The sequence below is a fragment of the Streptomyces sp. NRRL F-2664 genome (assembly GCF_000719345.1).
In the GTDB taxonomy this organism is placed as follows: domain Bacteria; phylum Actinomycetota; class Actinomycetes; order Streptomycetales; family Streptomycetaceae; genus Streptomyces.
In genome coordinates this window covers 64,472-89,932 of the sequence record NZ_JOFX01000026.1, presented here as the reverse complement: position 1 = coordinate 89,932, position 25,461 = coordinate 64,472, and the positions used below count along the sequence as shown (strand labels likewise).

Genomic DNA, 25,461 nt, shown 5'->3' with positions numbered 1-25,461 from the left:
TGGTGTGGAGCCTAGACACCTCCACCACACCGGAGGTCTCCGCCATGATCAAGACCCAGCCCTGTTAACAACGCTCGTGATCAATACACCTAGGCCGTGGCCCCGGCGGGCGCGGTCGCGACGATCGTCGTGACCGCCCGATCGATCTCGTCCCCCGTGAGATCGGCCCGGGCGGTCAGCCGCAGCCGGGAGATGCCGTCCGGCACCGACGGCGGGCGGAAGCACCCCACGGACAGACCTGCCTCGCGGCAGTCGGCGGCCCAGCGCAGTGCCGCCGACGCCGACGGGGCCCGTACCGACACCACGGCCGCGTCCGGCCGGGCCGCGGTCAGGCCGGACGCGGTGAGCCGCCCGTACAGCCGGTCGGCCACCTCGCGGGCGCGGCCGGCCCGTTCCGGTTCCCGCCGCAGCAGGCGCAGGCTCGCGAGGGCCGCGCCCGCGGCCGCCGGGGCGAGCCCGGTGTCGAAGATGAAGGTGCGCGCCGTGTTGACCAGGTGCCGGATGACCTTGGCCGGGCCGAGCACGGCACCGCCCTGGCTGCCGAGCGACTTCGACAGGGTCAGGGTGGCGACCACGTGGGGCGCGCCGGCGAGTCCGGCGGCGTGGAGCGCGCCGCGGCCGCCCCCGCCCAGGACGCCCAGTCCGTGGGCGTCGTCCACGAGCAGGGCCGCGCCCTCGTCGCGGCAGGCGGCGGCGTACCCGGCGAGCGGTGCGGCATCGCCGTCGACGGAGAACACCGAGTCGCTGACCAGCAGGGCCCGGCCCTCGTGCGCGGCGAGCGCCTTGCGTGCGGCGTCCACGTCGGAGTGCGGGACCACCGCTGTCTCGGCGCGCGAGAGGCGGCAGCCGTCGACGATCGAGGCGTGGTTGCCCGCGTCGGAGACGACCAGCGTCCCCCAGTCGCTGAGCGCCGTGACGGCGGCGAGGTTGGCCGCGTAGCCGGAGGAGAGGACGAGCGCGGCCTCGAAACCGCAGAAGGCGGCGAGCTCGCGCTCCAGTTCCGCGTGCAGTTCGGTGCTTCCGGTGACCAGGCGGGAGCCGGTGGCCCCGGCACCCCAGCGCTCCGCCGCCTCACGGGCCCCCCGGACGGTCTCGGGGTGCCGGGACAGGCCGAGGTAGTCGTTGCTCGCCAGGTCCAGCAGCGGCGACACCGGCGGCCGGGGGCGCAGGGAACGGACCAGTCCGGCCTGCTCCCGGGCGCGCTCCGCGGCGTCGATCCAGGCGAAGACGTCCGCGGGGTCGGGGATGTGCTGGGGCATCGGCGTGTCCTCGTGTTTTGTCGGCAGTCCACAGACCTGCCCGACCCTAGTCGCCGGGACTTGTCCGCCAGGTGTGGTGATACACACACACCCATCCGGCCATGTTGTGCGATCTCTCCTTGGCCGGGATGGGTCGAGTGGGACAGGATCGGGTCCATGGACCTGCTGAACACCCTGGTGGACAAGGGGTTGCGGCGCGAGCTGCCGACCCGCGAAGAAGCACTCGCCGTACTGGCGACTTCTGACGACGAACTGCTCGACGTGGTGGCTGCGGCCGGCAAGGTGCGCCGCCAGTGGTTCGGGCGTCGGGTCAAGCTGAACTACCTGGTCAACCTGAAGTCGGGCCTGTGCCCGGAGGACTGCTCCTACTGTTCCCAGCGCCTCGGTTCGACGGCGGGGATCCTCAAGTACACCTGGCTCAAGCCGGAGGAGGCCTCCCGGGCCGCCGCCGCGGGCGTCGCGGGCGGGGCGAAGCGGGTCTGCCTGGTGGCCAGCGGCCGCGGCCCGACGGACAGGGACGTCGAACGCGTCGGCAGGACGATCGAGGCGATCAAGGAGGAGAACGAGGGCATCGAGGTGTGCGCCTGCCTCGGCCTGCTCTCGGACGGCCAGGCGGAGAAGCTGCGCGAGGCGGGCGCCGACGCCTACAACCACAACCTCAACACCTCCGAGGCCACCTACGGCCAGATCACCAAGACCCACACCTACGCCGACCGCGTGGACACCGTGGAGAAGGCGCACGCGGCGGGCCTGTCGGCCTGCTCGGGCCTCATCGCGGGCATGGGCGAGAGCGACGAGGATCTCGTCGACGTGGTCTTCTCGCTGCGCGAGCTGGACGCCGACTCCGTTCCGGTCAACTTCCTGATCCCCTTCGAGGGCACTCCGCTGGCCAAGGAGTGGAACCTCACCCCGCAGCGCTGCCTGCGGATTCTGGCGATGGCGCGGTTCGTCTGCCCCGACGTCGAGGTCCGCCTCGCGGGCGGGCGCGAGGTGCACCTGCGTTCGATGCAGCCGCTGGCGCTGCACATCGTCAACTCGATCTTCCTGGGCGACTACCTCACCAGCGAGGGCCAGGCCGGTCAGGCGGACCTCGACATGATCGCCGACGCCGGTTTCGAGGTGGAGGGCGCTGGTACGGCGACCCTTCCCGCGCACCGCTCCGACCTGGCGGACGCGGCGCCCGCCGGCGGTGGCTGCGGCTCCGGCGGCGGCGCCTCCCTGTGCGGTTCGGGCGCGGGCCCGGCTGCGGCCGGGGACGGGGCCGCGGGCTGTGGATCGGCGTGCGGCGGCTGCTCCGGCCACGCGCACGCACCGGCCGAGCCGGTGCCGGCGCAGGCCGCTCAGGGGTCGCAGGCCGCGCCGGGCGCGCTCCGGTCGGATCTGGTGGCGGTGCGCCGCCGCGGCGCGGGGACGGACGTCGCCCCCAATGCCTGATCAGCCTCGTCCGCGGCCGTCCGGCGCGGATCTGCTCGCGCTGGACAGGCAGCACGTCTGGCACCCGTACGGGCCGATGCCGGGGCGGCAGGAGCCCCTGGTCATCGACTCCGCCTCGGGCGTGCGGCTGAGGCTCGCCGACCCGTCCCAGGGGGAGGGCCACGACGAGCTGGTCGACGGCATGTCCTCCTGGTGGTCGGCCATCCACGGCTACAACCACCCGGTGCTCAACGAGGCCGTGACCGCCCAGCTCGGCCGTATGTCGCACGTGATGTTCGGCGGGCTCACCCACGAGCCCGCCGTCCGGCTCGCGGCGAAGCTCGTCGAGATCACCCCGGCGGGACTGGAGCACGTCTTCCTCGCCGACTCGGGTTCGGTCTCCGTCGAGGTCGCCGTCAAGATGTGCCTGCAGTACTGGCGTTCGCTCGGGCACACCGGCAAGACCCGGCTGCTGACCTGGCGCGGCGGATACCACGGGGACACCTGGCAGCCGATGGCCGTGTGCGACCCCGAGGGCGGCATGCACGAGCTGTGGCAGGGCCACCTGCCGCGGCAGGTCTTCGCGGACGCGCCGCCCGGGGGCTTCGACACGCCCGTGGATCCCGCGTACGCCGACCACCTGCGCGGCCTGGTCGCCGCGCACGCGGACGAGCTGGCCGCCGTGATCGTGGAGCCCGTGGTGCAGGGGGCGGGCGGCATGCGCTTCCACCACCCCGGCTACCTGCGGGTGCTGCGCGAGCTGTGCGACGAGTACGGGGTCCTGCTGATCCTGGACGAGATCGCCACGGGCTTCGGCCGCACCGGCGCGCTCTTCGCGGCCGACCACGCGGGCATCACCCCGGACGTGATGTGCCTGGGCAAGTCCCTGACCGGCGGCTACCTCACCCTGGCGGCGACCCTGTGCACCGGGCGGGTGGCCGACGGGATCTCGCAGGGCGAGGTGCCGGTGCTGGCGCACGGGCCGACCTTCATGGGGAACCCGCTGGCCACGGCCGTGGCACTGGCCTCCGTCGAGCTGCTGCTCGGCCAGGACTGGGCGCTGGACGTCAAGCGGATCGAGGCGGGGCTGCGCGAGGGACTGGCGGCCGCGGCCGGCATCCCGGGCGTACGGGACGTACGCGTGCTCGGCGCCATCGGCGTCGTCCAGCTGGACCACGAGGTCGACGTGGTGGCGGCCACCCGGGCGGCCGTGCGCGAGGGCGTGTGGCTGAGGCCGTTCCGGGACCTGATCTATGTGATGCCGCCGTTCGTCACGAGCGACGCGGATGTGACCCGTATCTGCCGCGCGGTGTGCGCGGCGGCCCAGGAAGGCTGAGAAGGCTGAGATGTCCGTACTGATGGTGTCCGGGACGGGCACGGAGATCGGCAAGACCGTGGTCACGGCGGCCGTCGCGGCGGCGGCCGTGGCGGCGGGCCGCTCGGTGGCGGTGCTGAAGCCGGCCCAGACCGGTGTCGGTCCGCAGGAGCCGGGGGACGCCGCGGAGGTGGTGCGGCTGGCCGGCCCCTCCGTCACGGCGAGCGAACTGGCGCGCTACCCCGAACCCTTGGCCCCGGACACGGCCGCCCGCCGGGCGGGGCTGCCGACGCTGGCCCCGGCGCAGATCGCGGAAGCCGCCCGGCGGCTGGCGGAGGACCACGACCTGGTCCTGGTGGAGGGTGCGGGCGGACTGCTCGTGCAGTTCGACGAGGCGGGCCACACGCTGGCCGACGCGGCGCGGCTGCTGGACGCCCCGACGCTGATCGTCGCCCAGGCCGGTCTGGGGACCCTCAACTCCACGACCCTCACGGCGGAGGCCCTGCGGGCCCGGGGCCTTGCACCGCTGGGCGTGGTGGTGGGCAGCTGGCCGCACTCCCCCGACCTGGCGGCCCGCTGCAACCTGGCCGACCTCCCGAGGTCCTCGCGACTGCCGCTGCTCGGCGCGGTCCCGGAGGGCTCGGGCACGCTGGAGCCGGACCTCTTCCGCGCCGAGGCCCCCTCGTGGCTGGCCCCGCCCCTCGCGGGCACCTGGTCCCAGGACTCCTTCCTGACCACCTGGTCCCCCCCGGCCTTCGCCGGCGTGTGAGCCCGAACCTTCCACCGGCCCGCCCCTGCCGCCACCTTCCCAGCCCCGCCGGCACCACCCCGGCCGCGCTGGCACCTTCCCAACCCCGCCGGCACGACCCCAGCCCCGCCGGCGTTTGAGGCGCGGGGTCCGGGGCAGAGTCCCGGCACTCCACACCCGCCGGCACCCTTCCCAGCACGCCGGCGCTTGAGGCGCGGGCCCGGGGCGGAGCCCCGTGTCCGGCGTTACGCCGCCCGGGCGGCCGGCGGCCCGGGCCAGTCTCCCCCTTTGCCCGTCCTTTACCATGTGGACACAGTCCCTCTTGAGTGAAAGGTGTGAGCGTCCGCCCATGGGCGAGCCTCCCAGTCCACGACATCCCGCGTCACGACGCCCTCCGCGTCCCCGGCACCTACGTGCCCGACACTCCCGTCCGCGACACCGCGCGGTCCGCCTCCTCCTGGCCGATCATGGGACGGAGGTGATCGACCGATGACCGAGGTCCTCCTGCTCGTCGTGGCACTGCTCCTCTGCCTTGCCTGCGGAGTCTTCGTCGCGGCCGAGTTCTCGCTCACGACCGTCGAGCGCAGCGAGCTGGAGCGGGCCGCCGAGCGCGGTGAGCGCGGTGCCGACAGTGCCCTCGCGGCCGTCCGCACCCTCACCTTCCAGCTCTCCGGCGCCCAGCTCGGCATCACCGTGACCGGCCTGATCATCGGCATGATCTCCAAGCCGTCGATCGCCGCCCTGCTCCAGGGCCCGTTCGAGGCCGTGGGGCTGTCGGCGAGCGCCGCCTCCTCCACCGCCCTGGTCCTCGGGACCGTGCTGTCCACCGTCGTCCTGATGGTCGTCGGCGAGCTGGTCCCGAAGAACTGGGCGATCTCCTCCCCGCTGGCGATCGCCAAGCGCGTGGCCACCTTCCAGCGGGTCTTCAGCCGCGCCTTCAAACCGCTGATCAGCCACCTCAACACCACCGCGAACCATCTGGTGCGCCGCTTCGGCATGGAGCCGACGGAGGAGCTGGCCTCGGCGCGGACCCCGCAGGAGCTGGTGGCCCTGGCCCGGCACTCCGCCAAGGAGGGGGCACTGGAGAAGGACACGGCCGAGCTGTTCGTCCGGACCCTGAACCTCGCCGATCTGACCGCGGAGAACGTGATGACCCCGCGCGTCCAGGTCACCGCCCTGGATGTGCAGACCACCGCCGAGGACGTGGCGAACGCGACGATGGCCACCGGCCTGTCCCGCTTCCCCGTCTACCGCGGAAGCCTCGACACCGTCGTCGGCACCGTCCACATCAAGGACGTGCTGGCGCTGCCGGCCGAGGAGCGCCGCCGCCGTCCGGTGTCGCAGCTCCTGCGCGAGCCCCTCCTCGTACCGGAGTCGCTGACCGTCGACCGGCTGCTGGACCGGCTGTCCGGCAAGCAGACCATGGCCGTGGTCATCGACGAGTACGGCGGGACGGCAGGTGTGGCCACCCTGGAGGACATCGTCGAGGAGGTCGTCGGCGAGGTGCGCGACGAGCACGACCCGCACGAGACGCCCGACCTCGCCCCGGCGGGTGCGGACCCCTCGGGACGGCAGCTGTATTCCGCCGACGGCGCCGCGCGCACGGACCAGTTGCGGCAGATCGGACTGCGGGTGCCGGACGGCCCGTACGAGACCCTGGCCGGCCTGATAGCGACCGAGCTGGGCCGGATCCCGGCCGTCGGCGACAGCATGGAACTGGACGGCTGGCGGCTGGACGTGGTCGACGACATCGGGCGGCGGGCGGCGCGGGTGCTGCTGCACGCGCCCGTCGGCTCCGACGGTGCCGATGCAGGCGCCGAGGGTACGGAGGACGCGCGATGACCGTGATCCAGCTGCTGATCGGCCTGGCGACGCTGGTCGTGAACGCGTTCTTCGTCGGCGCGGAGTTCGCGCTGATCTCGGTCCGGCGCAGCCAGATCGAGCCGTACGCCGAACAGGGCGACCGGCGGGCCCGCTCCGTCCTGTGGGGGCTGGAGCACGTGTCGGCGCTGATGGCGGCGGCGCAGCTCGGCATCACCCTGTGCACGCTGGTGCTCGGTGTGGTGGCCGAGCCGGCCATCGCCCATCTGCTGACCCCGCTCTTCGACCTGGTCGGGGTGCCGTCCGGGCTGACGCACGCCATCTCCTTCGTGGTGGCGCTGGCCCTGGCGACGTACCTGCACATGCTCTTCGGCGAGATGCTCCCGAAGAACGTGGCGCTGTCGGAACCGGTGCGCACGGCGCTGCTGCTGGGTCCGCCGCTGGTGGCCCTGACCCGGGCGCTGCGGCCGGTGATCTTCGCGATCAACGCCTTCGCCAACGCCTTGCTGCGGCTGCTGCGGGTGGAGGCCAAGGACGAGGTCTCGGCGACCTTCTCGGACGACGAGCTGGCCCGGATGGTGAAGGACTCCAGTGACGCGGGGCTCCTCGACGACCGGGCGAGCGAGCGTCTGCACGACGCCCTGGAACTGGGCCGCCGGCCCGTGAAGGACGTGGTGCTGCCGGCGGACCGGGTGATCTCCGCCCGCGAGGGCATCACGCCGGCCGGGCTGGAGCGGCTGTCCGCCGAGAGCGGGTACTCGCGCTTCCCGGTGGTCGACGGCCAGCAGGGCATCCTGGGGTATCTGCACGTGAAGGACGCCCTGGACGCGGACGGGGACACGCGCGACGAGCCGTTCCCGCCGTCGGCGCTTCGGCAGATCGCGCAGGTGCGGCCGGAGACGCCGCTGGACGACGTGCTCACCGCCATGCGGCGCAGCCGCACCCACCTGGCGGCGGTCCTGGGGGCGGAGGACGCCATGACGGGCCTGGTGACGATGGAGGACGTGCTGCGGGAGCTGTTCGGAAGGCCGGCGTCCGCGTAGGCCGCCGGGAGCGGGAGCGTGGTCCCCGGCCCTGCGGGGCAGGGGTACCACGCGGTAACATCGCTCCGCCATGGAGATGAATGCCTCTTACACCAGTTTCGTCGCGGTCGGCGACTCCTTCACCGAGGGAATGTCCGACCTGCTGCCCAACGGCTCCTACCGCGGCTGGGCCGACCTGCTGGCCGCCCGTCTCGCCGCCCGCGAGCCGGGCTTCCGCTACGCGAACCTGGCAGTCCGCGGAAAGCTCATCGGGCAGATCGCGCAGGAGCAGGTGCCCGTGGCGGCGGCGATGCGCGCCGACGTGGTGACCCTGGTCGGCGGCCTGAACGACGCACTGCGCCCCAAGGTGGACATGGGCCGGGTCCGTGACCACCTGGAATCGTCGGTGGAGCTCCTGGCCCCCTCCTGCAAGAAGCTCGTCCTCATGCGCTCCCCGGGCCGCAACGGGCCGGTGATGGAACGCTTCCGTCCACGCATGGAGCAGCTCTTCGCCACCATCGACGAGCTGGCGGCCCGGCACGGCGCCCTGGTGGTGGACCTCTACGGCGCCCCGGTCCTCGCCGACCCCCGGATGTGGGATGTGGACCGGCTGCACCTGACGCCCGACGGCCACCGCCGGGTGGCGGAGGCCGTGTGGCAGACGCTGGGCCTCCCGGCAGAGCTGGACTGGCGCACCGACCTTCCGGCCGCCCGACCGGCCGGCTGGGCGGCGCGCCGCTCCCAGGACCTGAGTTTCGCCCGGCAGCACCTGCTGCCCTGGATCGGCCGCCGCCTGACGGGCCGCTCCTCCGGCGACGGCCGCCCGGCGAAGCGCCCTGAACTCCAGCCCTACGGGGACGGCCCGCTCTCGTAGCAAAGCACCATCGCAGGCGGTGGCCCGACCTGCGTAAACACACAGCGGCGGCCCAAGTAGAATCCCTACACGTGACTGCCAAGCCCCGCATTCCCAATGTCCTGGCCGGCCGCTACGCCTCCGCGGAGCTCGCCGTCCTGTGGTCCCCCGAGTACAAGGTGACGCTGGAGCGGCGGCTGTGGCTCGCCGTGCTGCGCGCCCAGAAGGACCTCGGTATCGAGGTCCCGGACGCGGCCCTCGCCGACTACGAGCGCGTCCTCGAAGACGTGGACCTCGCCTCCATCGCCGAGCGCGAGAAGGTCACCCGGCACGACGTGAAGGCCCGCATCGAGGAGTTCAACGACCTCGCCGGCCACGAGCACGTCCACAAGGGCATGACCTCCCGCGACCTCACCGAGAACGTCGAGCAGCTCCAGATCCGCCTCTCGCTGGAGCTGGCCCGCGACCGTACGGTCGCCGTGCTCGCCCGCCTGGGCAAGCTGGCCGGCGAGCACGCCGAGCTGGTCATGGCCGGGCGCTCCCACAACGTGGCCGCGCAGGCCACCACCCTGGGCAAGCGCTTCGCCACCGCGGCCGACGAGCTGCTGGTCGCCTACGACCGCCTGGAAGACCTTCTGGGCCGCTACCCGCTGCGCGGCATCAAGGGCCCCGTCGGCACCGCCCAGGACATGCTCGATCTCCTCGGCGGGGACGCAGGCAAGCTGGCCGACCTGGAGCAGCGGATCGCGACCCACCTCGGTTTCGCGAACGCCTTCACCTCGGTCGGCCAGGTCTACCCGCGCTCGCTCGACTACGACGTGGTGACCGCGCTGGTCCAGCTGGCCGCCGCCCCGTCCTCGATCGCCAAGACCATCCGCCTGATGGCCGGCCACGAGCTGGTCACCGAGGGCTTCAAGCCCGGCCAGGTCGGCTCCTCGGCGATGCCCCACAAGATGAACACCCGCTCCTGCGAGCGCGTGAACGGCCTGATGGTCATCCTGCGGGGATACGCCTCGATGACCGGTGAGCTGGCCGGCGACCAGTGGAACGAGGGCGACGTCTCCTGCTCCGTGGTCCGCCGTGTGGCCCTGCCGGACGCCTTCTTCGCTTTCGACGGCCTGCTCGAGACCTTCCTGACCGTTCTCGACGAGTTCGGTGCCTTCCCGGCGGTCGTCGCCCGCGAGCTGGACCGCTACCTGCCCTTCCTCGCGACCACCAAGGTCCTGATGGGCGCGGTCCGGGCCGGCGTGGGCCGCGAGGCCGCCCACGAGGTCATCAAGGAGCACGCCGTCGCCTCCGCGCTCGCCATGCGCGAGCAGGGCGCCGAGCGCAACGAGCTGCTGGACAAGCTGGCGGCCGACGAGCGGATGCCGCTGGACCGGGCCCAGCTCGACGCGCTGATGGCGGACAAGCTGTCCTTCACCGGCGCCGCGGGCGACCAGGTCTCCACGGTGGTCTCCCGCATCGAGGAGATCGCCAAGCAGCACCCGGAGGCCGCCGGGTACACGCCGGGGTCGATCCTCTGACTCCCGAAGAGCTGGCCGCCGCCCGTGACCGCGTCGTCCCGGACGTGGTCGCGGGCGGCCTGCGCGTGCTGTTCTGCGGTATCAACCCCGGTCTCCTCTCCGCCGCGACGGGCCACCACTTCGCCCGCCCCGGCAACCGCTTCTGGCCGGTCCTGCACCTGTCGGGCTTCACCCCCCGCCGCCTGGCTCCCGCGGAGCAGGAGGAACTCCTCACCTACCGTCTCGGCATCACGAACGTCGTGGCCCGTGCCACGGCCCGCGCCGACGAGCTGAGTGCCGAGGAGTTCCGCGAGGGCGGCCGCATCCTGACGGCCAAGGTGGAGCTGCTGCGCCCCCAATGGCTGGCAGTCGTCGGCGTCACGGCCTACCGCACGGCCTTCGGCGAGCGGAAGGCGCAGATCGGCCCCCAGGAGCGCACCATCGGCTCCACCCGCATCTGGGCCCTCCCCAACCCCAGCGGCCTGAACGCCCACTGGACCGCCGCGTCCATGGCCGAGGAGTTCGCCCGCCTCCGCGAGGCGGCGGCTCTCCCCCCTGACGGCGCCCACTGACGGCGCCCCGCCGACTCCCCTCATGCCGTTCGCCTGCCGTTCCCCCTTCTGCCGCTCCCCTCAGGCCGGCCAGCCGACCTGGCCGTCCTCGACCCTCAGCACTTCAGGGACCTCCGCTTCATGGAACCGGAGGAACCCGATCGGGACCGCGCCGTCCCCCCGGAGGTGCGTCGGGTGAGCCCGCTCCGCCAGCCAGACGAGCAGTTCACCGACCTTGTCGAACTCGTCCGGGTGGATCTCCTGCCGGGACGTCAGCGACCAGCCGGTCCGTGACAGGCCCGCCCGACTCGCCAGCGCCGAACAGAGCACGCCGCCCACTCGCGACGCAGCCCCCCGCCCGGCCAGCAGCGGATACGGCTCCTCCTCGATCGCCGGTATGCCCCCCTCGTCCAGCACCACGGCGGGGAAGGCGGTCACGATGGACAGCTGTTCCGGTTGGTCCCCGGTCCCCAGGTGCCATTGCAGCTCGGCGACTTCCCCCTCGCTGATCCCGTCCAGCAGGTCGACGGCCACCAACAGCTCGTACAGATCACTCATGGCGCATTCCTCCTACGGCGGGTCGATGACGGTGACGGCTGCCGTCAGCAGGTACGGGTCCTCCCGGTCGTGCTGCGTCACGCAGGCCACCAGCCACCGCTCTCCGGCCCGCCACAGGTGGACGTGGTCGGTGCTGACGCTCAGACCGGTCCACGGCTCCGATATCTCCTCCCCCTCGAACACCCTGTCCCTCAGCGTCCCCAGGCTGAAGACCTGCGGGTCACCCCACCGGTCGGTCGCGGCCTGCGTGAGCGCCCCGTACTCGGCGCTGATCTGGTCGGCGGCCTCGATCCGGCCCGATCCGTCGTCGTCCCAGAAGGGCCGTGTCCGGGAGAGCCGCACCAGGTGGAATCCCGGACCGCTGCTGCTGCCGACGCCCCCGACCGGCCCCCGCGGGAACTCCTGCGTCAGGAGCCGGTCGATCGTGTCGAGGTGCTCTGCCGTGGTCATGTCGTCAGTATCCCGAGCAGCACTGACAACTGGCTTACTGTCACGCGTCCCTGCGGCGCACCGCCACCCAGCCGCACACGACGGCTGCCGCCGCCCACAGGGCCATCACCCCGAGCCCGGTCCAGGGACCGAGGTCACCGTCCGTCCGCGAGTGCATCACCAACTGCCCCGCCCGGTCCGGCAGGTACTGCGCCGCACCACCCGCTGCCTCGCCCACGACGAAGGACACCAGCAGGACGAAGGGTATGAGCAGGCTCAGCACGAGCGTCCCGCTGCGCAGTACGGCGGTGAGTCCGGCAGCGAACAACGCCATCAGCGTCAGGTAGAGGCCGCTGCCGACGACGGCACGGTAGGTACCGGGATCACCCAGCTCCAAGGCGTTCTCTCCCATGAAGGCCTGACCTGCGACGAATGTGGCCAGGCCGGTGACCTGACCGGTCAGCAGGACCAAGGCACCCACGGTCATGATTTTCGACAGGTAGAAGCGGGTGCGGTGGGGCACCGCCGCCAGCGACGTGCGCAGAGCGCCGTTGTGGAACTCGCAGGACACGGCGCCTGCGCCGAAGACGAGGGCGGCGATCTGCCCGAAGGAGATGCCGTAGTAGGCGGCAAAGAGCGGATCGGCACCCATGCTGCCGTCCTCGGCCCGGCCGATCGCCGCGGCTGTCAGCGCCTGGATGCCCGCGGTGGCGGCGAGCACGGCAACGAGCCCGCCGAGAGTGCCGCGCAGCGACCGTATTTTGATCCATTCCGAGTGCAGGGTGGGGACGGTGGGCAGAGCGGCGCGCATGGCGGAGCCTCCTGAAGGATCGGGGAAGTCAGTGTGTTGCGGTGAACTGGGCGTGGTCCGCGGTGAGATCGAGATAGGCCTGTTCCAGCGAGGCGCGCTCGTCGGACAGTTCCAGCAGGGGGATGCCCTCACGGGCAGCCAGCTTGCCGAGCTGCTCGGCCTGTATGTCCTCCACGGTCCACCGCCCGTCCTCGGTGCCGGTCAGTTCGAAGCCTTCCCGGGCCAGGGCGACCCGCAGCCGGACGGGATCAGAGGTGCGCAGGCGCACCCGGCGGGCGCTACGGGCATCGATGAACTCGGCCATCGAGGTGTCGGCCAGCAGCCTGCCGTTGCCGAGCACGACCAGGTGGTCGGCAAAGGTGGAGGTCTCCGACATCAGGTGGCTGGAGACCAGCACGGTGCGTCCTTCGGCGGCGAGGCCGCGCATCAGCTCACGCATCCAGATGATGCCCTCCGGGTCGAGCCCGTTGGTCGGCTCGTCCAGGAGGAGCACCCCGGGGTCGCCCAGCAGCGCGGCGGCTATGCCGAGGCGCTGGCGCATGCCGAGTGAGAAGGACTTGATCCGCCGCTCGGCCACCGAGGCTATGCCGGTCTGCTCCAGGACCTCGTCGACCCGCCGTGGGGGGAGCCGGCCGGCCGCGGCGAGGAAACGGAGGTGGTCTCGGGCGATGCGTCCGCCGTGCGCCGACTGTGCGTCCAGGAGGGCGCCGACCCGCTCCAACGGGTCCGGCAGGTCGACGTAGCGCCGGCCGCCGATGGTGGCCGTGCCGGAGGTCGCCCGGTCCAGCCCCAGCAGCAGCCGCAGTGTGGTGGACTTCCCGGCACCATTGGGGCCCAGGAAGCCGGTGACCCGCCCGGGCAGGACATCGAAGGTGAGGCCGTCCACCGCACGGTGGGAGCCGTATGCCTTGGTCAGTTCTCGGATCTCGATGCTGTTCATGGCTCAAGACTCGCCGCCGGCCCCACCCCCCTCCCTCCCCCGTGCGAGGGTGCCGTCTCCCCCGCACGGGGGAGACGGCCGGGGGCGGCCCGCTGCGACCATGGGGGCATGTACCGACTGCTCAGGGCCCCGTTCCAACCAGTGACCTACTCACGCTGGTTGCACCTCTGCGTGCCCGTACTGGTACTGGCCGTGTGGCTGTTCGTGGTGCCCGAGTGGCCGTGGGGACCGCTCTTCTTCGTTCTGCCCTTCGGCCTCGTGCCCTGGGTCCGGCTCGCGGAAGGGCTCCAGGCGCAGTTCCTGCTGACACCGAACGACCGGGGTCCGGACGGGGGGACCATCAGCCTGGCCCCGTCGGCTCACTGGGGCGACCGCTGGCGGACGGTGCTGTGGCTGGCCGTGCGGATGGTGATCGCGATGGGCGCGGTGGCCGCCACCGTCTGGATGCCCGCGCTGAGCGTGGAGCTCGTCGCGAGCGCGCTCGGCCACTCCCTGGACCCGGGTCCCCTGGAACCGTTCTTGCCCGGGAGTCGCTGGGTCGCCGGCCTCTTGTCGCCCATTCCGCTGATCGTGCTGATCGTCGTCGTGGTCCTCCTCGGTGACCTGATCACCGCGATCGCCACACGGCTGCTCAGCCCTTCGGCCACCGAACGGCTCAGTGCGCTGGAGGAGCGCACCGAGCAGTTGCTGGAGCGCACGCGAATCGCGCGGGAGCTGCACGACTCGATCGGGCACGCGCTGACCGTGGCCGTCGTGCAGGCAGGTGCGGCGCGGGCCGCAGGCGATCCCGCCTTCACGGACCGGGCGTTGTGCGCCATCGAGGAGACGGGCCGGGCAGCGCTGGAGGACCTGGAGCGGGTGCTGGGCGTGCTGCGGGAGACCGGCCGGCCGCCGTCGCAGCGGCCGACGCTGGCGGAGGCCGACCGGCTGCTGGAGTCGGCCCGGGCGTCGGGCTCCGAGGTGGACGCGCAACTGACAGGTCCCTTGGAGAAGTTGCCGGGACCGGTCACCCGGGAGGGGTACCGCATCCTGCAGGAGGCGCTCACCAACGTACTGCGCCACTGCGGGACCGTACCGGTCCGGGTGCGGGTGGAGATGGCCGCTGACCGGCTGGAGCTGGAGGTGACGAATGTGCTGCCGGACCGCCCCGTCGTCTCACCCGGTGGCGGGAGCGGGCTGCGCGGGATACGCGAACGGGCCGCGCTGCTCGGCGGAGTGGCCGAGACCGGGCCGTACGAGGGTGGTTGGAGGGTGCGCGCACGGCTTCCGCTGGAGCGAATACGCTGACCGGATGCCGGTTACCGTACTGATCGTCGACGACGAACCACTGGTCCGCGCGGGTCTGCGCGCCGTCCTGGACGCCCAGCCCGACATCGAGGTGGTGGGTGAGGCAGCCGACGGCGCCTCGGTGATCCCGCTGGTGCGGCAGCTGCGGCCGGATGTGGTGGCCATGGACGTCCGGATGCCGCTGCTCGACGGGATCGAGGCGACCCGCGCGGTCCTGCGGACGGTGGATTCGCCGCCGAAGATCCTCGTGGTGACGACCTTCGAGAACGACGAGTACGTCTACCAGGCGTTGCGGGCCGGCGCTGACGGGTTCCTGCTGAAGCGGGCCCGGCCGTCGGAGATCGTGCACGCGGTGCGGCTGGTGGCGGAGGGCGAGACGCTGCTCTTTCCCGCGGCCGTGCGGGCCCTGGCCGCGGAGTACGGCAACCGGCAGGCGCGGGCGGTGCTGGAACAGGCCGCCCTGACCGAGCGGGAGGAGGCGGTGTTGCGGCTCATGGCGCGGGGCCTCACCAATGTGGAGATCGCGTCCGAGCTGATCATCGGCACGGAGACGGTCAAGTCCCATGTCAGTGCGATTCTGGGCAAGCTGGGGGCGCGGGACCGGACTCAGGCGGTGATCACTGCGTACGAGTCGGGTTTCGTCTCACCCGCTTGAGCGCAAGGGCCCGCCTCGGCTGATGGGGGGCTGCTTCTCGCCGCTGCACCCGGCGCGCAGTACGATCCGGCTGACAGGCTCGCTAGCTGGGAGGACACACGTTGGGGCAGCTGACCGGCGGGGATCCCTCTCTGCTGCGGCGGATCAATTCCGCGGTGGTGCTGCGGGCACTGCGCACGGCCGGGTCGCCGACCCTCACCGACCTCACGCGGTTGACCGGGTTGTCCCGGCCGACCGTCGAAGGGGTCGTGGAGGGGCTGATCGGGACCGGGCTCGTCGTCGAGGCCGAGGCCGAGGAGGGTGCGCGGCGGCAGGGACGGCCCGCCAGACGGTTCCGGTTCCGGGCCGAGGCGGGGCACCTGCTCGGCATAGAGATCGGCTCGCACCGGGTCGCGGTGCTGCTGTCGGGGCTGGACGGACGCATCATCGGCGCCGGCACCAAAGAGGTCGCCGAGACGGCCTCGGCCGACGAGCGGCTGGAGCGGGTGCGCGCGGCCGTCGCCGACCTGCTGCGCCGCGCCGGGATTCCGCGGGACTCGCTGCGGGCGGTCGGGGTCGGCAGCCCGGGGATCGTGGAGGCCGACGGCACGGTACGCCTCGGCACCGCTCTGCCCGGCTGGACCGGTCTGCCGCTCGGGGACCGGCTGCGGCGCTCGTTCCGCTGCCCGGTGCAGGTGGAGAACGACGCCAACGCGGCCGCGGTCGCGGAGCACTGGAAGGGAGCCGCGCGGGACACCGGCGACATGGTGTTCGTGATGGCCGGGCTCAGTCCCGGTGCGGGCTCCCTCATCGGCGGCCGGCTGCACCGGGGCTTCGGCGGGGCGGCCGGCGAGATCGGCGCCCTGCACCTGCTGGGTCGCGAGGCCACGCCCGAGCGGCTGCTGTCCACCACGGGCGAGCCGCTGCACCCGCTGGACGAACCGGCCGTCGCCGAGGTCTTCGCGATGGCCAAGCGGGGCGACGAGCGGGCGGTCGCCGCCGTCGAGCGGTTCCTGCAGCGCCTGGTGCACGACGTGGCGGCGCTGGTCCTCGCGATGGATCCGGAGCTGGTGGTCGTGGGCGGCTGGGCAGCCGGCCTGGACGGGGTCCTGGAGCCCCTGCGCCGCGAGCTGGAGCGCTACTGCCTGCGCCCGCCACGGGTGGCCCTGTCGCTGCTCGGTGAGGCCGCCGTGGCGACGGGCGCCCTCCGCCTCGCGCTCGACCACGTCGAGGAGGAGCTCTTCGCGGTGGAGAAGACGGTCACGGCCCGCCGCCGCTGAGACGGGGCCGAGAAAGCCGCACCGCCGCGCCACGCCCGCGGCCCGCTCCCGCAGCCACAGCCGTACGCCCCGACGCATCGCGGGCCGGCCGACACGGGGGCCGGCGGCCTGCCCGGTCCGGCGGTCGGCCCGGACACGGACCGGCCGCGACCGAGGACCGACCGGGACCGATGCGTAACGGGCGCCCGGCGGTCGGCCGGGGCCGCGAGCCACCCAGCACAGAGGTCCAGCCGGGGCGAACCGAGATCCGGAGGTCGGCCAGAACCACGGGGCGGCCGGTGCCAGTGGTCGGTCAGGACCAGCAAGTCGGCTGTGGCCAGAGTCCGGCCGGGTCGGGGATCAGCCGGGGCCAGTGGTCGGCCAGGACCACGGCCGGCGGAGCCTAGTGGCCGGCCGGGACGGTGAGTCGGCGGGTGCCGGCGGCCGGCCGGAACCACGGATCGGCCCGGCGATCGGCGCGATCACGGACCAGCCGGAGCGAGACGGTTGGCCAGGATCTTGGGCGGCCGCAACCGGCGGTCGGCCAGGACCGCGAACCGGCAGGGGCCAAGGACCGGTCGGCGCCGAGGCACAGCGAGGGCTCGACGTTAGGCAGGGACCACGACTCGGCTGGACCCGCCGTACGGCCGGGACCACAAGACGGCCGGGCACGGCGACCGGCGGTCGGCAAGGACCGCGAACCGGCAAGGGCCAAGGACCGGTCGGCGCCGAGGCACAGCGAGGGCCCGACGTTGGGCCGGGACCACGACTCGGCCGGACCGGCCGTGCGGGCGGGACCACAAGACGGCCGGGCGCGGCGGGCGGCCGGGCACGGCGGTCGATCAGGACAACCCCGGGCCCGGCAGTCGGCCAGGACGACCAGAGGGCCGGCCGGGGGCCGGGATCACGGACCAGCCGGGCGCCGGCCATCGGCCGGGATCACGGACCCGCCGGGCGCCGGCCATCGGCCGGGTCCGCGGACCGACCAGGAACGCAGACCCGCCAGGACCCGCAGACCCGCCGGGACCGCAGACCCGCGGATCCGCCGGCGCCGTGGACCCGCCGGGCGGAGGACCCCGAGGGTGCCGGGGTCAGGAGGCAACGGGCTCGTGGGTGATCTCCACGCCGCCCGAGTCCGCGAAGGTCAGGCGGCAGGTGTCGGCGCGGTAGGTGGCCACCGAAACCGCGGCCGTGCCCGCGGTGGTGAAGTAGCGGGTGGTGACCAGGAGCACCGGTGCGCCGGGCAGCCGGTCCAGTTCCTTGGCCTCGTCGGCACGGGCGGAGCCCAGCTCCACCGACCGGTCCTGGCCGTCGAGCACCAGCCGCTGCAGCTCGCGCAGGACGGCGCGCGCCCGGGCCGGGCCGGACGGGGCCTCGATGGCGGGCAGTCCGGGAACCGAGGCCGCCGGTACGTACAGCAGCTCCGCGGCGACGGCCTGACCGTTCGTCATCCTGATCCGGCGCACGGTGTGCACCGGCTGGTCGGCGGCGAAGGCGCCGCCCCTGCCGAGCAGCTCGGCCACCGCGGCCGGGGGCAGGGCCTCCGAGGCGTCCTGCGGCTCCCAGCCGTCGACGCCCTCGCCGGGCCAGCTGTGCTGCGCGCCGCCCACGGCGACGCCGACGCGCGGCGGCGCGACGGTGGTGCCCACGCCGCGCCGGCGCTGCAGCCGTCCTTCGAGCTCCAGCTGCTCCAGCGCCTGACGCAGGGTCGCGCGGGCGACTCCGAAGCGGGCTGCGAGTTCACGTTCGTTCGGGAGCACCTCGCCGACGGCGAAGTCCTGGTCGAGCGCCTCGCTGAGGACGGTCCTGAGGTGCCAGTACTTCGGTTCCGGCACCGTGTCGAGCTGCGTGGTCCCCACCCTGACTCCTCCTGCCGTCGCTGCACTCGCCGTGTGTTCCAGCGGCAGTTCCGCGCCTTTGTTTATTAAAGGTTCCTGCACTATCCCTGCGACGATAGGACGGTGCACCCCCTTGGTCAAGACCAATGCTCGTACCTTTGCCGGGCAGATCGGGCATATGTATCAAGCCGTTCATGCGATGTTCTTGTACGCTCCGAAGGCTTGTAGTCAAGGGCTACCCGACGGTAATCATGGCGGTGGGCACTCCTGACAGCCTGTCTCGCAGCAGTCCAACCGACGAGGAGCAGCATGACCGCCACGGTCTCCTTCACGATCGATTCGCCGCTCGGCCCCCGCACCACCACCGTCGCCTACGAGCGCAAGGGCTCGGGCGAACCGCTGCTCCTGCTGCACGGGATCGGCCACCACCTCCAGGCCTGGCATCCGGTGACCGACATCCTGGCCGCCGAGCACGACGTGATCGCCGTCGACCTGCCCGGCTTCGGCGCCTCGGAGCCGCTGCCCGGTGGCGTCCCGTACTCCCTGGGCACCGTGGCCCCGGCGCTCGGTGCGCTGTGCACCGCCCTCGGCGTCGAGCGCCCGCACGTCGCGGGCAACTCCCTCGGCGGTCTGCTCGCACTCGAAATGGGCCGCAGCGGTCTCGTCCGCTCGGTCACGGCCCTCTCCCCCGCCGGGTTCTGGAGCGAGGGCGAACGCCGCTACGCCTTCGCGGCGCTCCTGGCCATGAGGGCCGGAGCCAAGGCGCTGCCCCTCCCCGCCGTGCAGCGGCTCGCGCACAGCGCGGCCGGCCGGGCCGCGCTCACGGGCACCATCTACGCCCGCCCGAACCGCCGTTCGCCGCAGGCCGTGGTCGCCGAGACCCTCGCCCTGCGCAACGCCACCGGTTTCGAGGACACCCTGGCCGCGGGTGGCTCCGTGCGCTTCACCGACGATGTGCCGGGTCTGCCGGTCACCATCGCCTGGGGCACCCGCGACCGGCTGCTGCTGCGCCGGCAGGGCGTGCGGGCCAAGCACACGCTTCCCGGGGCACGGCTGGTCCGCCTCCCGGGCTGCGGCCACGTCCCGATGAACGACGATCCGGCCCTCGTCGCCCGGGTGGTACGGGACACGGCACGCCGCGCCGAGCGCAGCGGGGAGCGGGAGGCCGCGTACGCGCACGAGTGAGCCGGACCGGGCCGGATCAAGGGCGCCCGGACGCCGACAGCCCTGACGCGGCCATCTGGACGCCGAGCGCCTGAGCGCCTGAGCCCGGGGCGCCTGGCGCCTGGCGTCCCACGCCTGAACGGGTGAGCGGCTGACGGCTGTTCATCCGCGGTTCGCGTGGGCGACGCGGCCGGGCCGGTGCGCGACGGCACGCTGGTCCGACCCGCCCTCGCCGCCCCCCTGGAGACACACCGATGGCATCGACCCCGCACACTCGACGGTCCCTCATCGGCGGTTCCCTCGCCCTGTCCTCCGCGCTGCTCGCCGCTCCGGCGCTCGGCGCCCCCGCCTTCGGGCGTTCCGGTCGGCCGAACGCGCACTGGGGCGTCCAGTCCGGCGAGATCACCGCGCACTCGGCCACCGTGTGGACCCGTTCCGACCGCGTCGCGCGCATGTACGTCGAGACCTCTCCGAGCGAGGCGTTCCGCTACGCCGTCCGCCGCCACCGGGGCCCGCTGCTCGGCCCGGCCGGCGACTTCACGGGGACCACCGTCCTGCGCGACCTGCCGCCCGGGCAGCAGATCCACTACCGGGTCGTACTGGCCGACCCCGACGACCCCCGCCGCACCGCCGAACCGGTCCACGGCACCTTCCGCACCACCCCGGTCTCCCGCCGCCGCGACGTGCGCTTCCTGTGGTCGGGCGACCTGGCGGGCCAGGGCTGGGGCATCAACCCCGACGTCGGCGGCTACCGCGTCTTCGACGAGATGCGGCAGCGCAACCCCGACTTCTTCCTCTTCAGCGGGGACACGATCTACGCCGACGGGCCGATCGCGTCGGCCGTTCCGCTGCGCGACGGGACCGTCTGGCGCAATATCACCACGGCGGAGAAGTCGAAGGTCGCCGAGACCCTCGACGAGTTCCGCGGGAACTTCCGCTACAACCTGCTGGACCGCAACCTCCTCGGCTTCAACGCCCAGGTCCCCGTCCTCGCGCAGTGGGACGACCACGAGGTGCGCAACAACTGGTACCCGGGCCAGCTCATCGACGACCCCCGCTACACCGTCAAGGAGGCCGACGTGCTCGCCGCCCGTGCCCGCCGGGCCTTCGGCGAGTACTTCCCGGTCACCGACCTGCGCGGCGGCCGCACCGAGGGCCGGATGTACCGCGTGATGCGCTACGGCCCGCTCCTCGACGTCTTCGTGCTGGACATGCGCACCCACCGCAACGCCAACTCCCCCGGCACGCAGGCCCAGGACCCGATCGGCATCCTCGGCCCCGAGCAGCTGTCCTGGATCAAGCGCGAGCTCTCGCGGTCCCGCGCCACCTGGAAGGTCATCGCAGCCGACATGCCGCTCGGCATCGTCGTGCCCGACGGAGCCGCGGACTTCGAGGCCGTCGCCCAGGGCGACCCGGGGGCACCGCTCGGCCGCGAACTGCAGATCGCCGAACTGCTGCGGCACATCAAGCACCGGCGCATCACCGGCACCCTCTGGCTCACCGCGGACGTGCACTACACCGCCGCGAACCACTACGCGCCCGAGCGGGCCGCCTTCGGCGACTTCGCACCGTTCTGGGAGTTCGTCTCCGGCCCCGTCGGTGCCGGCGGCTTCCCGGCGGGCCGGCTCGACGCGACCTTCGGCCCGCAGACGGCCTTCGTACAGTCCGCACCCTTCGCCAACATGTCACCGTCCGAGAACCCTCCCTACTACGGGGAGGTGGACATCGACGGTGACAGCGGTGACCTCACCGTCCGGTTGCGCCGCCAGGGCGGCGGCGTCCTCTTCACCAGGACGCTCCGGCCGGGGCGTGTGGGCCAGGAGGGCGACCGGCACAGCGCCCGGAAAACTGGGTGAAATCGGCCAGATGGACACTTAACCAGGCGGTCACAGTTCGTTCGTGATCACGCAACACCCTTGCGCAACAGTGGTGTGCATGACTGACCGTAACCACGCCCCCGCCCAGCGCTCCCACCGTCACCACTGGCGCCGCGATGTCGTCGAACTCGCCGCCCTCTTCTGCGCCGTCGCCGTCGCCGACGCCATCGCCAATCTCGTCGTGCACGGTCCCAGGGGCCCGATCCTGCTGGTCGCCTCGGCCGTCGCGCTGCTGGTGACGGCGGCCTTCCACACGTGGTGGGCGCGGCGCCACAGCCATGCGCCGCCGTCCAGCACGCCGCCGCCGGGCGATCCGGCCCCGTCGGCGCCCGCCACCGGCGCCACCTCGACCGCCACGGCCACCGCCGCAGGTGGTCCGGCGGCCGCCGGCGCAACCACCGCCCTGTGGCGGATGCGCACGACCGTACGGGACGAGCCCGGGTCCTTGGCCGTCCTGTGCACCGCCCTCGCCCGTCACGACGTCGACATCCTGACCCTCCAGACGCACCCGCTGCCCGAGGGCGGCACCGTGGACGAGTTCCTGCTGCGCGCACCCCAGCAGCTCCCCTCCGCCGACCTCACCCGCGCCGTCTCCCGGGCCGGCGGCCACAGCACGTGGATCGAGCGCGCCGACGCCCACGACCTCGTCGACACCCCGACGCGGCTGCTGGGCCTGGCCACGCGCACGGCGCTGGACGCCGCGGAGCTGCCCCTCGCCCTGCGCCAGCTGCTCGGCCGCTGCACGATCCACTCGATCCCGGCGACCACCCTCTCGGGCCGCCCCAACTCCGGCGCGCAGGCCCCCGTCGAGGGCGTACTGGAGGCCACCGTCATGCGACTGCGCGACCCCTCCGGCGGCGCGATCACGGTGGAGCGGCCCTACCTGCCCTTCACCCCGACCGAGTTCGCCCGGGCCCGCGCCCTGGTCGAGCTCGACGCCCGGCTCGGCCCGCGCGTCCCCCGCAGCCAGGACGTCCTGACCCTCCCCGAGGGCAACGAGATCACGGTGCGCCGGGCCGACGGCTCCGACCTGGCCGCGGCCCGGGCCATGCACGACCGCTGCTCCGAGCGCACCCTCGGGCTGCGCTACCACGGCCCCGTCGCCGACGCCGACCGCTACCTCGGCCACCTGCTCAGCCCCCGCTTCGGCCGCACCCTCGCCGCGACCACCGCGTCCGGGAGGCTCGTCGCCCTCGGCCACCTGCTGTGGGACGGCGACGAGACCGAGGTCGCCCTGCTCATCGAGGACGACTGGCAGCGCCGCGGCATCGGCTCCGAGCTGCTGCGCCGGCTCCTGGCCATGGCCGTCGAGGCCGGGTGCGACAGCGTGTACGCCGTCACCCAGTCCGCGAACACCGGCATGGTCGCCGCCATGCGCGGCCTCGGCCTGCCCCTCGACTACCAGATCGAGGAGGGCACCCTGGTGATCACCGCGCGGCTGGAGAAGGCACCGGCCGGCTCGCGCCCCGCGCACGGGCTGCCCCTCGTACAGCCGCACGAGCACCGGGCCCCGCGCCACCCCCGGTGAGGCCCGGTCGCCCCGCGGCCGCTCGCAGGCAGGCCGCCCGCTCCCGGCGGGGCGGGCGGCCCGCCTGCGTCCGGATCCGGCCAAACTCCGGCCCGCACCACTGGCCACTGCATCCCCACCGGACCGCGAAGTCACTTGTATTCAGGGCGGATTGATCTCTCGCGGCCGCACCGGGCAGCCGTGCTCCGGCCCCCGTCAGCAGGCTGACGACAATCGGTGATGACGGGAGCGCGCCCGCCGTAAGAAGATGGCCGCATGTCAGAGACCCTCCACACCGGCAGCGCCCCCCGGCTGCCCCGCCAGGTGGCCGACGATTACGTCGACGGCCTGATCGCCCTCGACCCGATCACCGGTACGTACCTGGGTGTAGCCGAGAGCTCCGCCAAGCTCCCGGACTTCTCCCCGGCGGGCCGCGCGGCCGTCGCCGAGCTCGCCCGTGAGACCCTGGCCCGCCTCGACGCCGCCGAAGCCCTGCCCGGCGCCGACTCCGACGCCGAGCGGCGCTGCGGACGCCTGCTGCGCGAGCGCCTCACCGCCGAACTCGCCGTCCACGCGGCCGACGAGGACCTGCGCGCGGTCAGCAACATCCACAGCCCCGTGCACTCCGTCCGCGAGGTCTTCTCCCTGACCCCGGCCGACACCGACGAGGACTGGACGGCGATCGCCGAGCGGCTGCGCGCCGTCCCGGCCGCCTTCGCCGGCTACCGCGAGAGCCTCCGGCTGGGGCTCGATCGCGGCCTGTACGGCGGCCCGCGCGCCACCGCGACCATGATCGGACAGCTGACCACCTGGGCCGGCCAGGACGGCACCGCGGCGGCCTTCTTCGAGGACTTCGCCTCGAACGGCCCGCAGTCCCTGCGCGCCGAGCTGGACGGGGCGGCCGCCGGCGCGACCGCCGCCGTCGTCGAACTGCGCGACTGGATGACGGCGGTGTACGCGCCCGCCGTGGAGGGCCGGCCGGACACCGTGGGCCGCGAGCGCTACGCCCGCTGGTCCCGCTACTTCAACGGCACCGACCTGGACCTGGACGAGGCCTACGCCTACGGCTGGTCGGAGTACCACCGGCTGCTCGCCGAGATGAAGACCGAGGCGGGCAAGATCCTGCCGGGGGCGGGTCCCTGGGAGGCGCTGAAGCACCTCGACGACCACGGCACCCACATCGAGGGGGTGGACGAGGTCCAGGCGTGGCTCCAGGGCCTGATGGACGAGGCCATCGAGAACCTCGACGGCACCCACTTCGAACTCGCCGAGCGCGTCCGCAGGGTGGAGTCCCGCATCGCCCCTCCGGGCGGCCCCGCGGCCCCGTACTACACCTCCCCGTCGGAGGACTTCTCCCGTCCGGGCCGCACCTGGCTGCCCACGATGGGCCAGACCCGCTTCCCGGTGTACGACCTCGTGTCCACCTGGTACCACGAGGGTGTGCCGGGCCACCACCTGCAGCTCGCGCAGTGGACGCACGTGGCCGACCGGCTCTCCCGCTACCAGGCCACCGTCGGCTGGGTCAGCGCGAACTGCGAGGGCTGGGCCCTGTACGCGGAGCGGCTGATGGACGAGCTGGGCTACCTCAAGGACGCCGAACAGCGCCTGGGCTACCTGGACTGCCAGATGATGCGCGCGGCGCGGGTCATCGTGGACATCGGGATGCACCTGGGTCTGGAGATCCCGGCGGACTCGCCGTTCCACCCGGGCGAGAGGTGGACCGTGGACCTCGCGCAGGAGTTCTTCGGCCTGCACAGCGGCCGGCCCGCGGAGTTCGTGGAGAGCGAAGTGACCCGCTACCTGTCGATGCCGGGGCAGGCGATCGGCTACAAGCTGGGTGAGCGCACCTGGCTGATGGGCCGGGACAACGCGCGTGCCGCGCACGGTGATTCCTTCGACCTGAAGGCATGGCACATGGCGGCGCTGTCGCAGGGCTCGCTGGGCCTGGACGACCTGCTGGACGAGTTGTCGAAGCTCTGACGGCACGGCACGAAGCGGTGCGGCCCCGCTCGGCACGATGCGGCCCGCCCCCGCGCCGCCCCTCACCGCATGCCCGACGGGCCGCTCATCTCCCCCGGGGGGTGAGCGGCCCGTCCGCGTCGCGCGGACCCGTCAGCAGCCGCAGTCGTCCCCGTCGGTCGGCGCGGTCAGCGGGTCCGCCTCGGCGCGGCGCTGCACGCCCTGCCAGGTCTCGACCTCGAAGCCCTCGCGGATCCAGTACTCGATCCCGCCGAGCATCTCCTTCACCTGGAAGCCGAGTTCGGCCAGGGCGAGGGCGGAGCGGGCCCCGCCGTTGCAGCCGGGGCCCCAGCAGTACGTCACCACGGGCACGTCCTTGTCCAGGAGCCGTTCGGCCTGCTCGGGGACGAGGGCGGTGGGCAGGTGGACGGCGCCGGGCACGTGCGCCTGGTCCCAGGCGGGCGTGGACCGGGAGTCCACGAGCTGGAAGCCCAGGTCGGCTCCGGACGCGCGGTGGGCCGCGAAGGCGCTCGCGACGTCCGAGACGTCGGCGTGGAAGGCCAGGCTCGCGGCGAAGTACGCGGCGGCCGCGGCCGGGGAGGCCGGGGGCACGCGGAGTACGGGGTGGGCCGCGGAAGGGGCCGGGGAAGCGTTCTGCGTCGTCGTCATGGTCGGAAATCTACGAGCCGACGATCGGCACCGGAAGTGACT

General features: G+C 73.1%; 22 protein-coding genes. 15 read left to right on the top strand and 7 right to left on the bottom strand.

Features of this window, described 5'->3' with window-relative positions; genetic code table 11:
* Positions 1-89: 89 nt before the first annotated feature.
* Complete coding sequence (locus tag IF89_RS0122765; protein ID WP_030771100.1) at positions 90-1,259, bottom strand: 8-amino-7-oxononanoate synthase; 1,170 nt, start codon at positions 1,257-1,259, stop codon at positions 90-92.
* 156 nt (positions 1,260-1,415) lie between these two features.
* Between IF89_RS0122765 and bioB the strand changes: the two genes are divergently transcribed.
* From bioB to mug, 8 genes are all read left to right on the top strand, one after another.
* Positions 1,416-2,693 (top strand): biotin synthase BioB, encoded by a 1,278-nt coding sequence (gene bioB / locus IF89_RS0122760; protein ID WP_030771097.1) that lies wholly within the window; start codon positions 1,416-1,418, stop codon positions 2,691-2,693.
* Positions 2,686-4,008 (top strand): adenosylmethionine--8-amino-7-oxononanoate transaminase, encoded by a 1,323-nt coding sequence (locus IF89_RS0122755; RefSeq protein WP_030771094.1) that lies wholly within the window; start codon positions 2,686-2,688, stop codon positions 4,006-4,008. The genes bioB and IF89_RS0122755 overlap by 8 nt, the downstream gene beginning before the upstream one ends.
* A 10-nt stretch (positions 4,009-4,018) precedes the next feature.
* Positions 4,019-4,756 (top strand): dethiobiotin synthase, encoded by a 738-nt coding sequence (gene bioD, locus IF89_RS0122750; protein WP_030771091.1) that lies wholly within the window; start codon positions 4,019-4,021, stop codon positions 4,754-4,756.
* A gap of 468 nt (positions 4,757-5,224) precedes the next feature.
* Entirely contained in the window at positions 5,225-6,577 is a 1,353-nt protein-coding gene (locus tag IF89_RS0122745) for a hemolysin family protein (protein ID WP_030771088.1), read from the top strand.
* The gene (locus tag IF89_RS0122740; RefSeq protein WP_030771086.1) at positions 6,574-7,599 is read left to right on the top strand and encodes a hemolysin family protein; all 1,026 of its coding nucleotides are present in this window, start codon (positions 6,574-6,576) and stop codon (positions 7,597-7,599) included. The genes IF89_RS0122745 and IF89_RS0122740 overlap by 4 nt, the downstream gene beginning before the upstream one ends.
* 70 nt (positions 7,600-7,669) lie before the next feature.
* Complete coding sequence (locus tag IF89_RS0122735) at positions 7,670-8,452, top strand: SGNH/GDSL hydrolase family protein (RefSeq protein ID WP_030771082.1); 783 nt, start codon at positions 7,670-7,672, stop codon at positions 8,450-8,452.
* 71 nt (positions 8,453-8,523) lie between these two features.
* Entirely contained in the window at positions 8,524-9,957 is a 1,434-nt protein-coding gene (purB, locus tag IF89_RS0122730; protein WP_030771079.1) for an adenylosuccinate lyase, read from the top strand.
* Positions 9,954-10,508 carry a G/U mismatch-specific DNA glycosylase gene (gene mug, locus IF89_RS0122725; protein WP_030771102.1) on the top strand — a complete coding sequence of 185 codons (555 nt, stop codon included), beginning with the start codon at positions 9,954-9,956 and terminating at the stop codon, positions 10,506-10,508. Before purB ends, mug begins: the two co-directional genes overlap by 4 nt.
* 60 nt (positions 10,509-10,568) lie before the next feature.
* Here mug and IF89_RS0122720 read toward each other — a convergent pair whose 3' ends face one another.
* The 4 genes from IF89_RS0122720 to IF89_RS0122705 are packed head-to-tail and all read right to left on the bottom strand — an operon-like array spanning position 10,569 to position 13,225.
* Complete coding sequence (locus IF89_RS0122720) at positions 10,569-11,045, bottom strand: hypothetical protein (protein WP_030771075.1); 477 nt, start codon at positions 11,043-11,045, stop codon at positions 10,569-10,571.
* 12 nt (positions 11,046-11,057) lie between these two features.
* Positions 11,058-11,495 carry a hypothetical protein gene (locus tag IF89_RS0122715; RefSeq protein ID WP_030771073.1) on the bottom strand — a complete coding sequence of 146 codons (438 nt, stop codon included), beginning with the start codon at positions 11,493-11,495 and terminating at the stop codon, positions 11,058-11,060.
* A gap of 40 nt (positions 11,496-11,535) precedes the next feature.
* Positions 11,536-12,285, bottom strand: coding sequence for an ABC transporter permease subunit (locus tag IF89_RS0122710; RefSeq protein WP_030771071.1), 750 nt, complete (start codon positions 12,283-12,285; stop codon positions 11,536-11,538).
* Positions 12,286-12,313: 28 nt separating this feature from the next.
* Positions 12,314-13,225 carry an ABC transporter ATP-binding protein gene (locus IF89_RS0122705; RefSeq protein ID WP_030771068.1) on the bottom strand — a complete coding sequence of 304 codons (912 nt, stop codon included), beginning with the start codon at positions 13,223-13,225 and terminating at the stop codon, positions 12,314-12,316.
* 108 nt (positions 13,226-13,333) lie between these two features.
* On the opposite strand from IF89_RS0122705, the gene IF89_RS0122700 reads away from it, so the two are divergent.
* The 3 genes from IF89_RS0122700 to IF89_RS0122690 all read left to right on the top strand — a co-directional run bounded on the left by IF89_RS0122700 (position 13,334) and on the right by IF89_RS0122690 (position 16,426).
* Entirely contained in the window at positions 13,334-14,512 is a 1,179-nt protein-coding gene (locus IF89_RS0122700) for a sensor histidine kinase (protein ID WP_030771066.1), read from the top strand.
* Positions 14,513-14,516: 4 nt separating this feature from the next.
* Positions 14,517-15,167 (top strand): response regulator transcription factor, encoded by a 651-nt coding sequence (locus IF89_RS0122695; protein WP_030771065.1) that lies wholly within the window; start codon positions 14,517-14,519, stop codon positions 15,165-15,167.
* Between the two features lie 101 nt (positions 15,168-15,268).
* A complete protein-coding gene (locus IF89_RS0122690; RefSeq protein WP_030771060.1) occupies positions 15,269-16,426 on the top strand; it encodes an ROK family transcriptional regulator in 1,158 nt (385 codons plus the stop codon).
* 1,070 nt (positions 16,427-17,496) lie between these two features.
* On the opposite strand, the gene IF89_RS0122685 is transcribed toward IF89_RS0122690, so the two are convergent.
* Positions 17,497-18,264: a GntR family transcriptional regulator gene (locus IF89_RS0122685; protein ID WP_030771058.1), complete on the bottom strand. Its 768-nt coding sequence runs from the start codon at positions 18,262-18,264 to the stop codon at positions 17,497-17,499.
* Between the two features lie 288 nt (positions 18,265-18,552).
* On the opposite strand from IF89_RS0122685, the gene IF89_RS0122680 reads away from it, so the two are divergent.
* The 4 genes from IF89_RS0122680 (at position 18,553) to IF89_RS0122665 (ending at position 24,771) form a co-directional block, all read left to right on the top strand.
* Complete coding sequence (locus IF89_RS0122680) at positions 18,553-19,428, top strand: alpha/beta fold hydrolase (RefSeq protein ID WP_030771057.1); 876 nt, start codon at positions 18,553-18,555, stop codon at positions 19,426-19,428.
* 233 nt (positions 19,429-19,661) lie between these two features.
* Complete coding sequence (locus IF89_RS0122675) at positions 19,662-21,263, top strand: alkaline phosphatase D family protein (protein WP_051807461.1); 1,602 nt, start codon at positions 19,662-19,664, stop codon at positions 21,261-21,263.
* A gap of 79 nt (positions 21,264-21,342) precedes the next feature.
* Positions 21,343-22,812 carry a GNAT family N-acetyltransferase gene (locus IF89_RS0122670; RefSeq protein ID WP_030771051.1) on the top strand — a complete coding sequence of 490 codons (1,470 nt, stop codon included), beginning with the start codon at positions 21,343-21,345 and terminating at the stop codon, positions 22,810-22,812.
* A 255-nt stretch (positions 22,813-23,067) separates the two neighbouring features.
* A complete protein-coding gene (locus tag IF89_RS0122665) occupies positions 23,068-24,771 on the top strand; it encodes a DUF885 domain-containing protein (protein ID WP_030771049.1) in 1,704 nt (567 codons plus the stop codon).
* A 132-nt stretch (positions 24,772-24,903) separates the two neighbouring features.
* Here the strand turns inward: IF89_RS0122665 and IF89_RS0122660 are convergent, their stop codons facing one another.
* The gene (locus IF89_RS0122660) at positions 24,904-25,419 is read right to left on the bottom strand and encodes a rhodanese-like domain-containing protein (protein WP_030771047.1); all 516 of its coding nucleotides are present in this window, start codon (positions 25,417-25,419) and stop codon (positions 24,904-24,906) included.
* Positions 25,420-25,461 lie beyond the last annotated feature (42 nt).

Coding starts and splice junctions, on each gene's coding strand:
- IF89_RS0122765 (WP_030771100.1), bottom strand. CDS start 1,259: ATGCCCCAGCACATCCCCGACCCCGCGGACGTCTTCGCCTGGATCGAC.
- bioB (WP_030771097.1), top strand. CDS start 1,416: ATGGACCTGCTGAACACCCTGGTGGACAAGGGGTTGCGGCGCGAGCTG.
- IF89_RS0122755 (WP_030771094.1), top strand. CDS start 2,686: ATGCCTGATCAGCCTCGTCCGCGGCCGTCCGGCGCGGATCTGCTCGCG.
- bioD (WP_030771091.1), top strand. CDS start 4,019: ATGTCCGTACTGATGGTGTCCGGGACGGGCACGGAGATCGGCAAGACC.
- IF89_RS0122745 (WP_030771088.1), top strand. CDS start 5,225: ATGACCGAGGTCCTCCTGCTCGTCGTGGCACTGCTCCTCTGCCTTGCC.
- IF89_RS0122740 (WP_030771086.1), top strand. CDS start 6,574: ATGACCGTGATCCAGCTGCTGATCGGCCTGGCGACGCTGGTCGTGAAC.
- IF89_RS0122735 (WP_030771082.1), top strand. CDS start 7,670: ATGGAGATGAATGCCTCTTACACCAGTTTCGTCGCGGTCGGCGACTCC.
- IF89_RS0122720 (WP_030771075.1), bottom strand. CDS start 11,045: ATGAGTGATCTGTACGAGCTGTTGGTGGCCGTCGACCTGCTGGACGGG.
- IF89_RS0122715 (WP_030771073.1), bottom strand. CDS start 11,495: ATGACCACGGCAGAGCACCTCGACACGATCGACCGGCTCCTGACGCAG.
- IF89_RS0122710 (WP_030771071.1), bottom strand. CDS start 12,285: ATGCGCGCCGCTCTGCCCACCGTCCCCACCCTGCACTCGGAATGGATC.
- IF89_RS0122705 (WP_030771068.1), bottom strand. CDS start 13,225: ATGAACAGCATCGAGATCCGAGAACTGACCAAGGCATACGGCTCCCAC.
- IF89_RS0122700 (WP_030771066.1), top strand. CDS start 13,334: ATGTACCGACTGCTCAGGGCCCCGTTCCAACCAGTGACCTACTCACGC.
- IF89_RS0122695 (WP_030771065.1), top strand. CDS start 14,517: ATGCCGGTTACCGTACTGATCGTCGACGACGAACCACTGGTCCGCGCG.
- IF89_RS0122680 (WP_030771057.1), top strand. CDS start 18,553: ATGACCGCCACGGTCTCCTTCACGATCGATTCGCCGCTCGGCCCCCGC.
- IF89_RS0122675 (WP_051807461.1), top strand. CDS start 19,662: ATGGCATCGACCCCGCACACTCGACGGTCCCTCATCGGCGGTTCCCTC.
- IF89_RS0122670 (WP_030771051.1), top strand. CDS start 21,343: ATGACTGACCGTAACCACGCCCCCGCCCAGCGCTCCCACCGTCACCAC.
- IF89_RS0122665 (WP_030771049.1), top strand. CDS start 23,068: ATGTCAGAGACCCTCCACACCGGCAGCGCCCCCCGGCTGCCCCGCCAG.
- IF89_RS0122660 (WP_030771047.1), bottom strand. CDS start 25,419: ATGACGACGACGCAGAACGCTTCCCCGGCCCCTTCCGCGGCCCACCCC.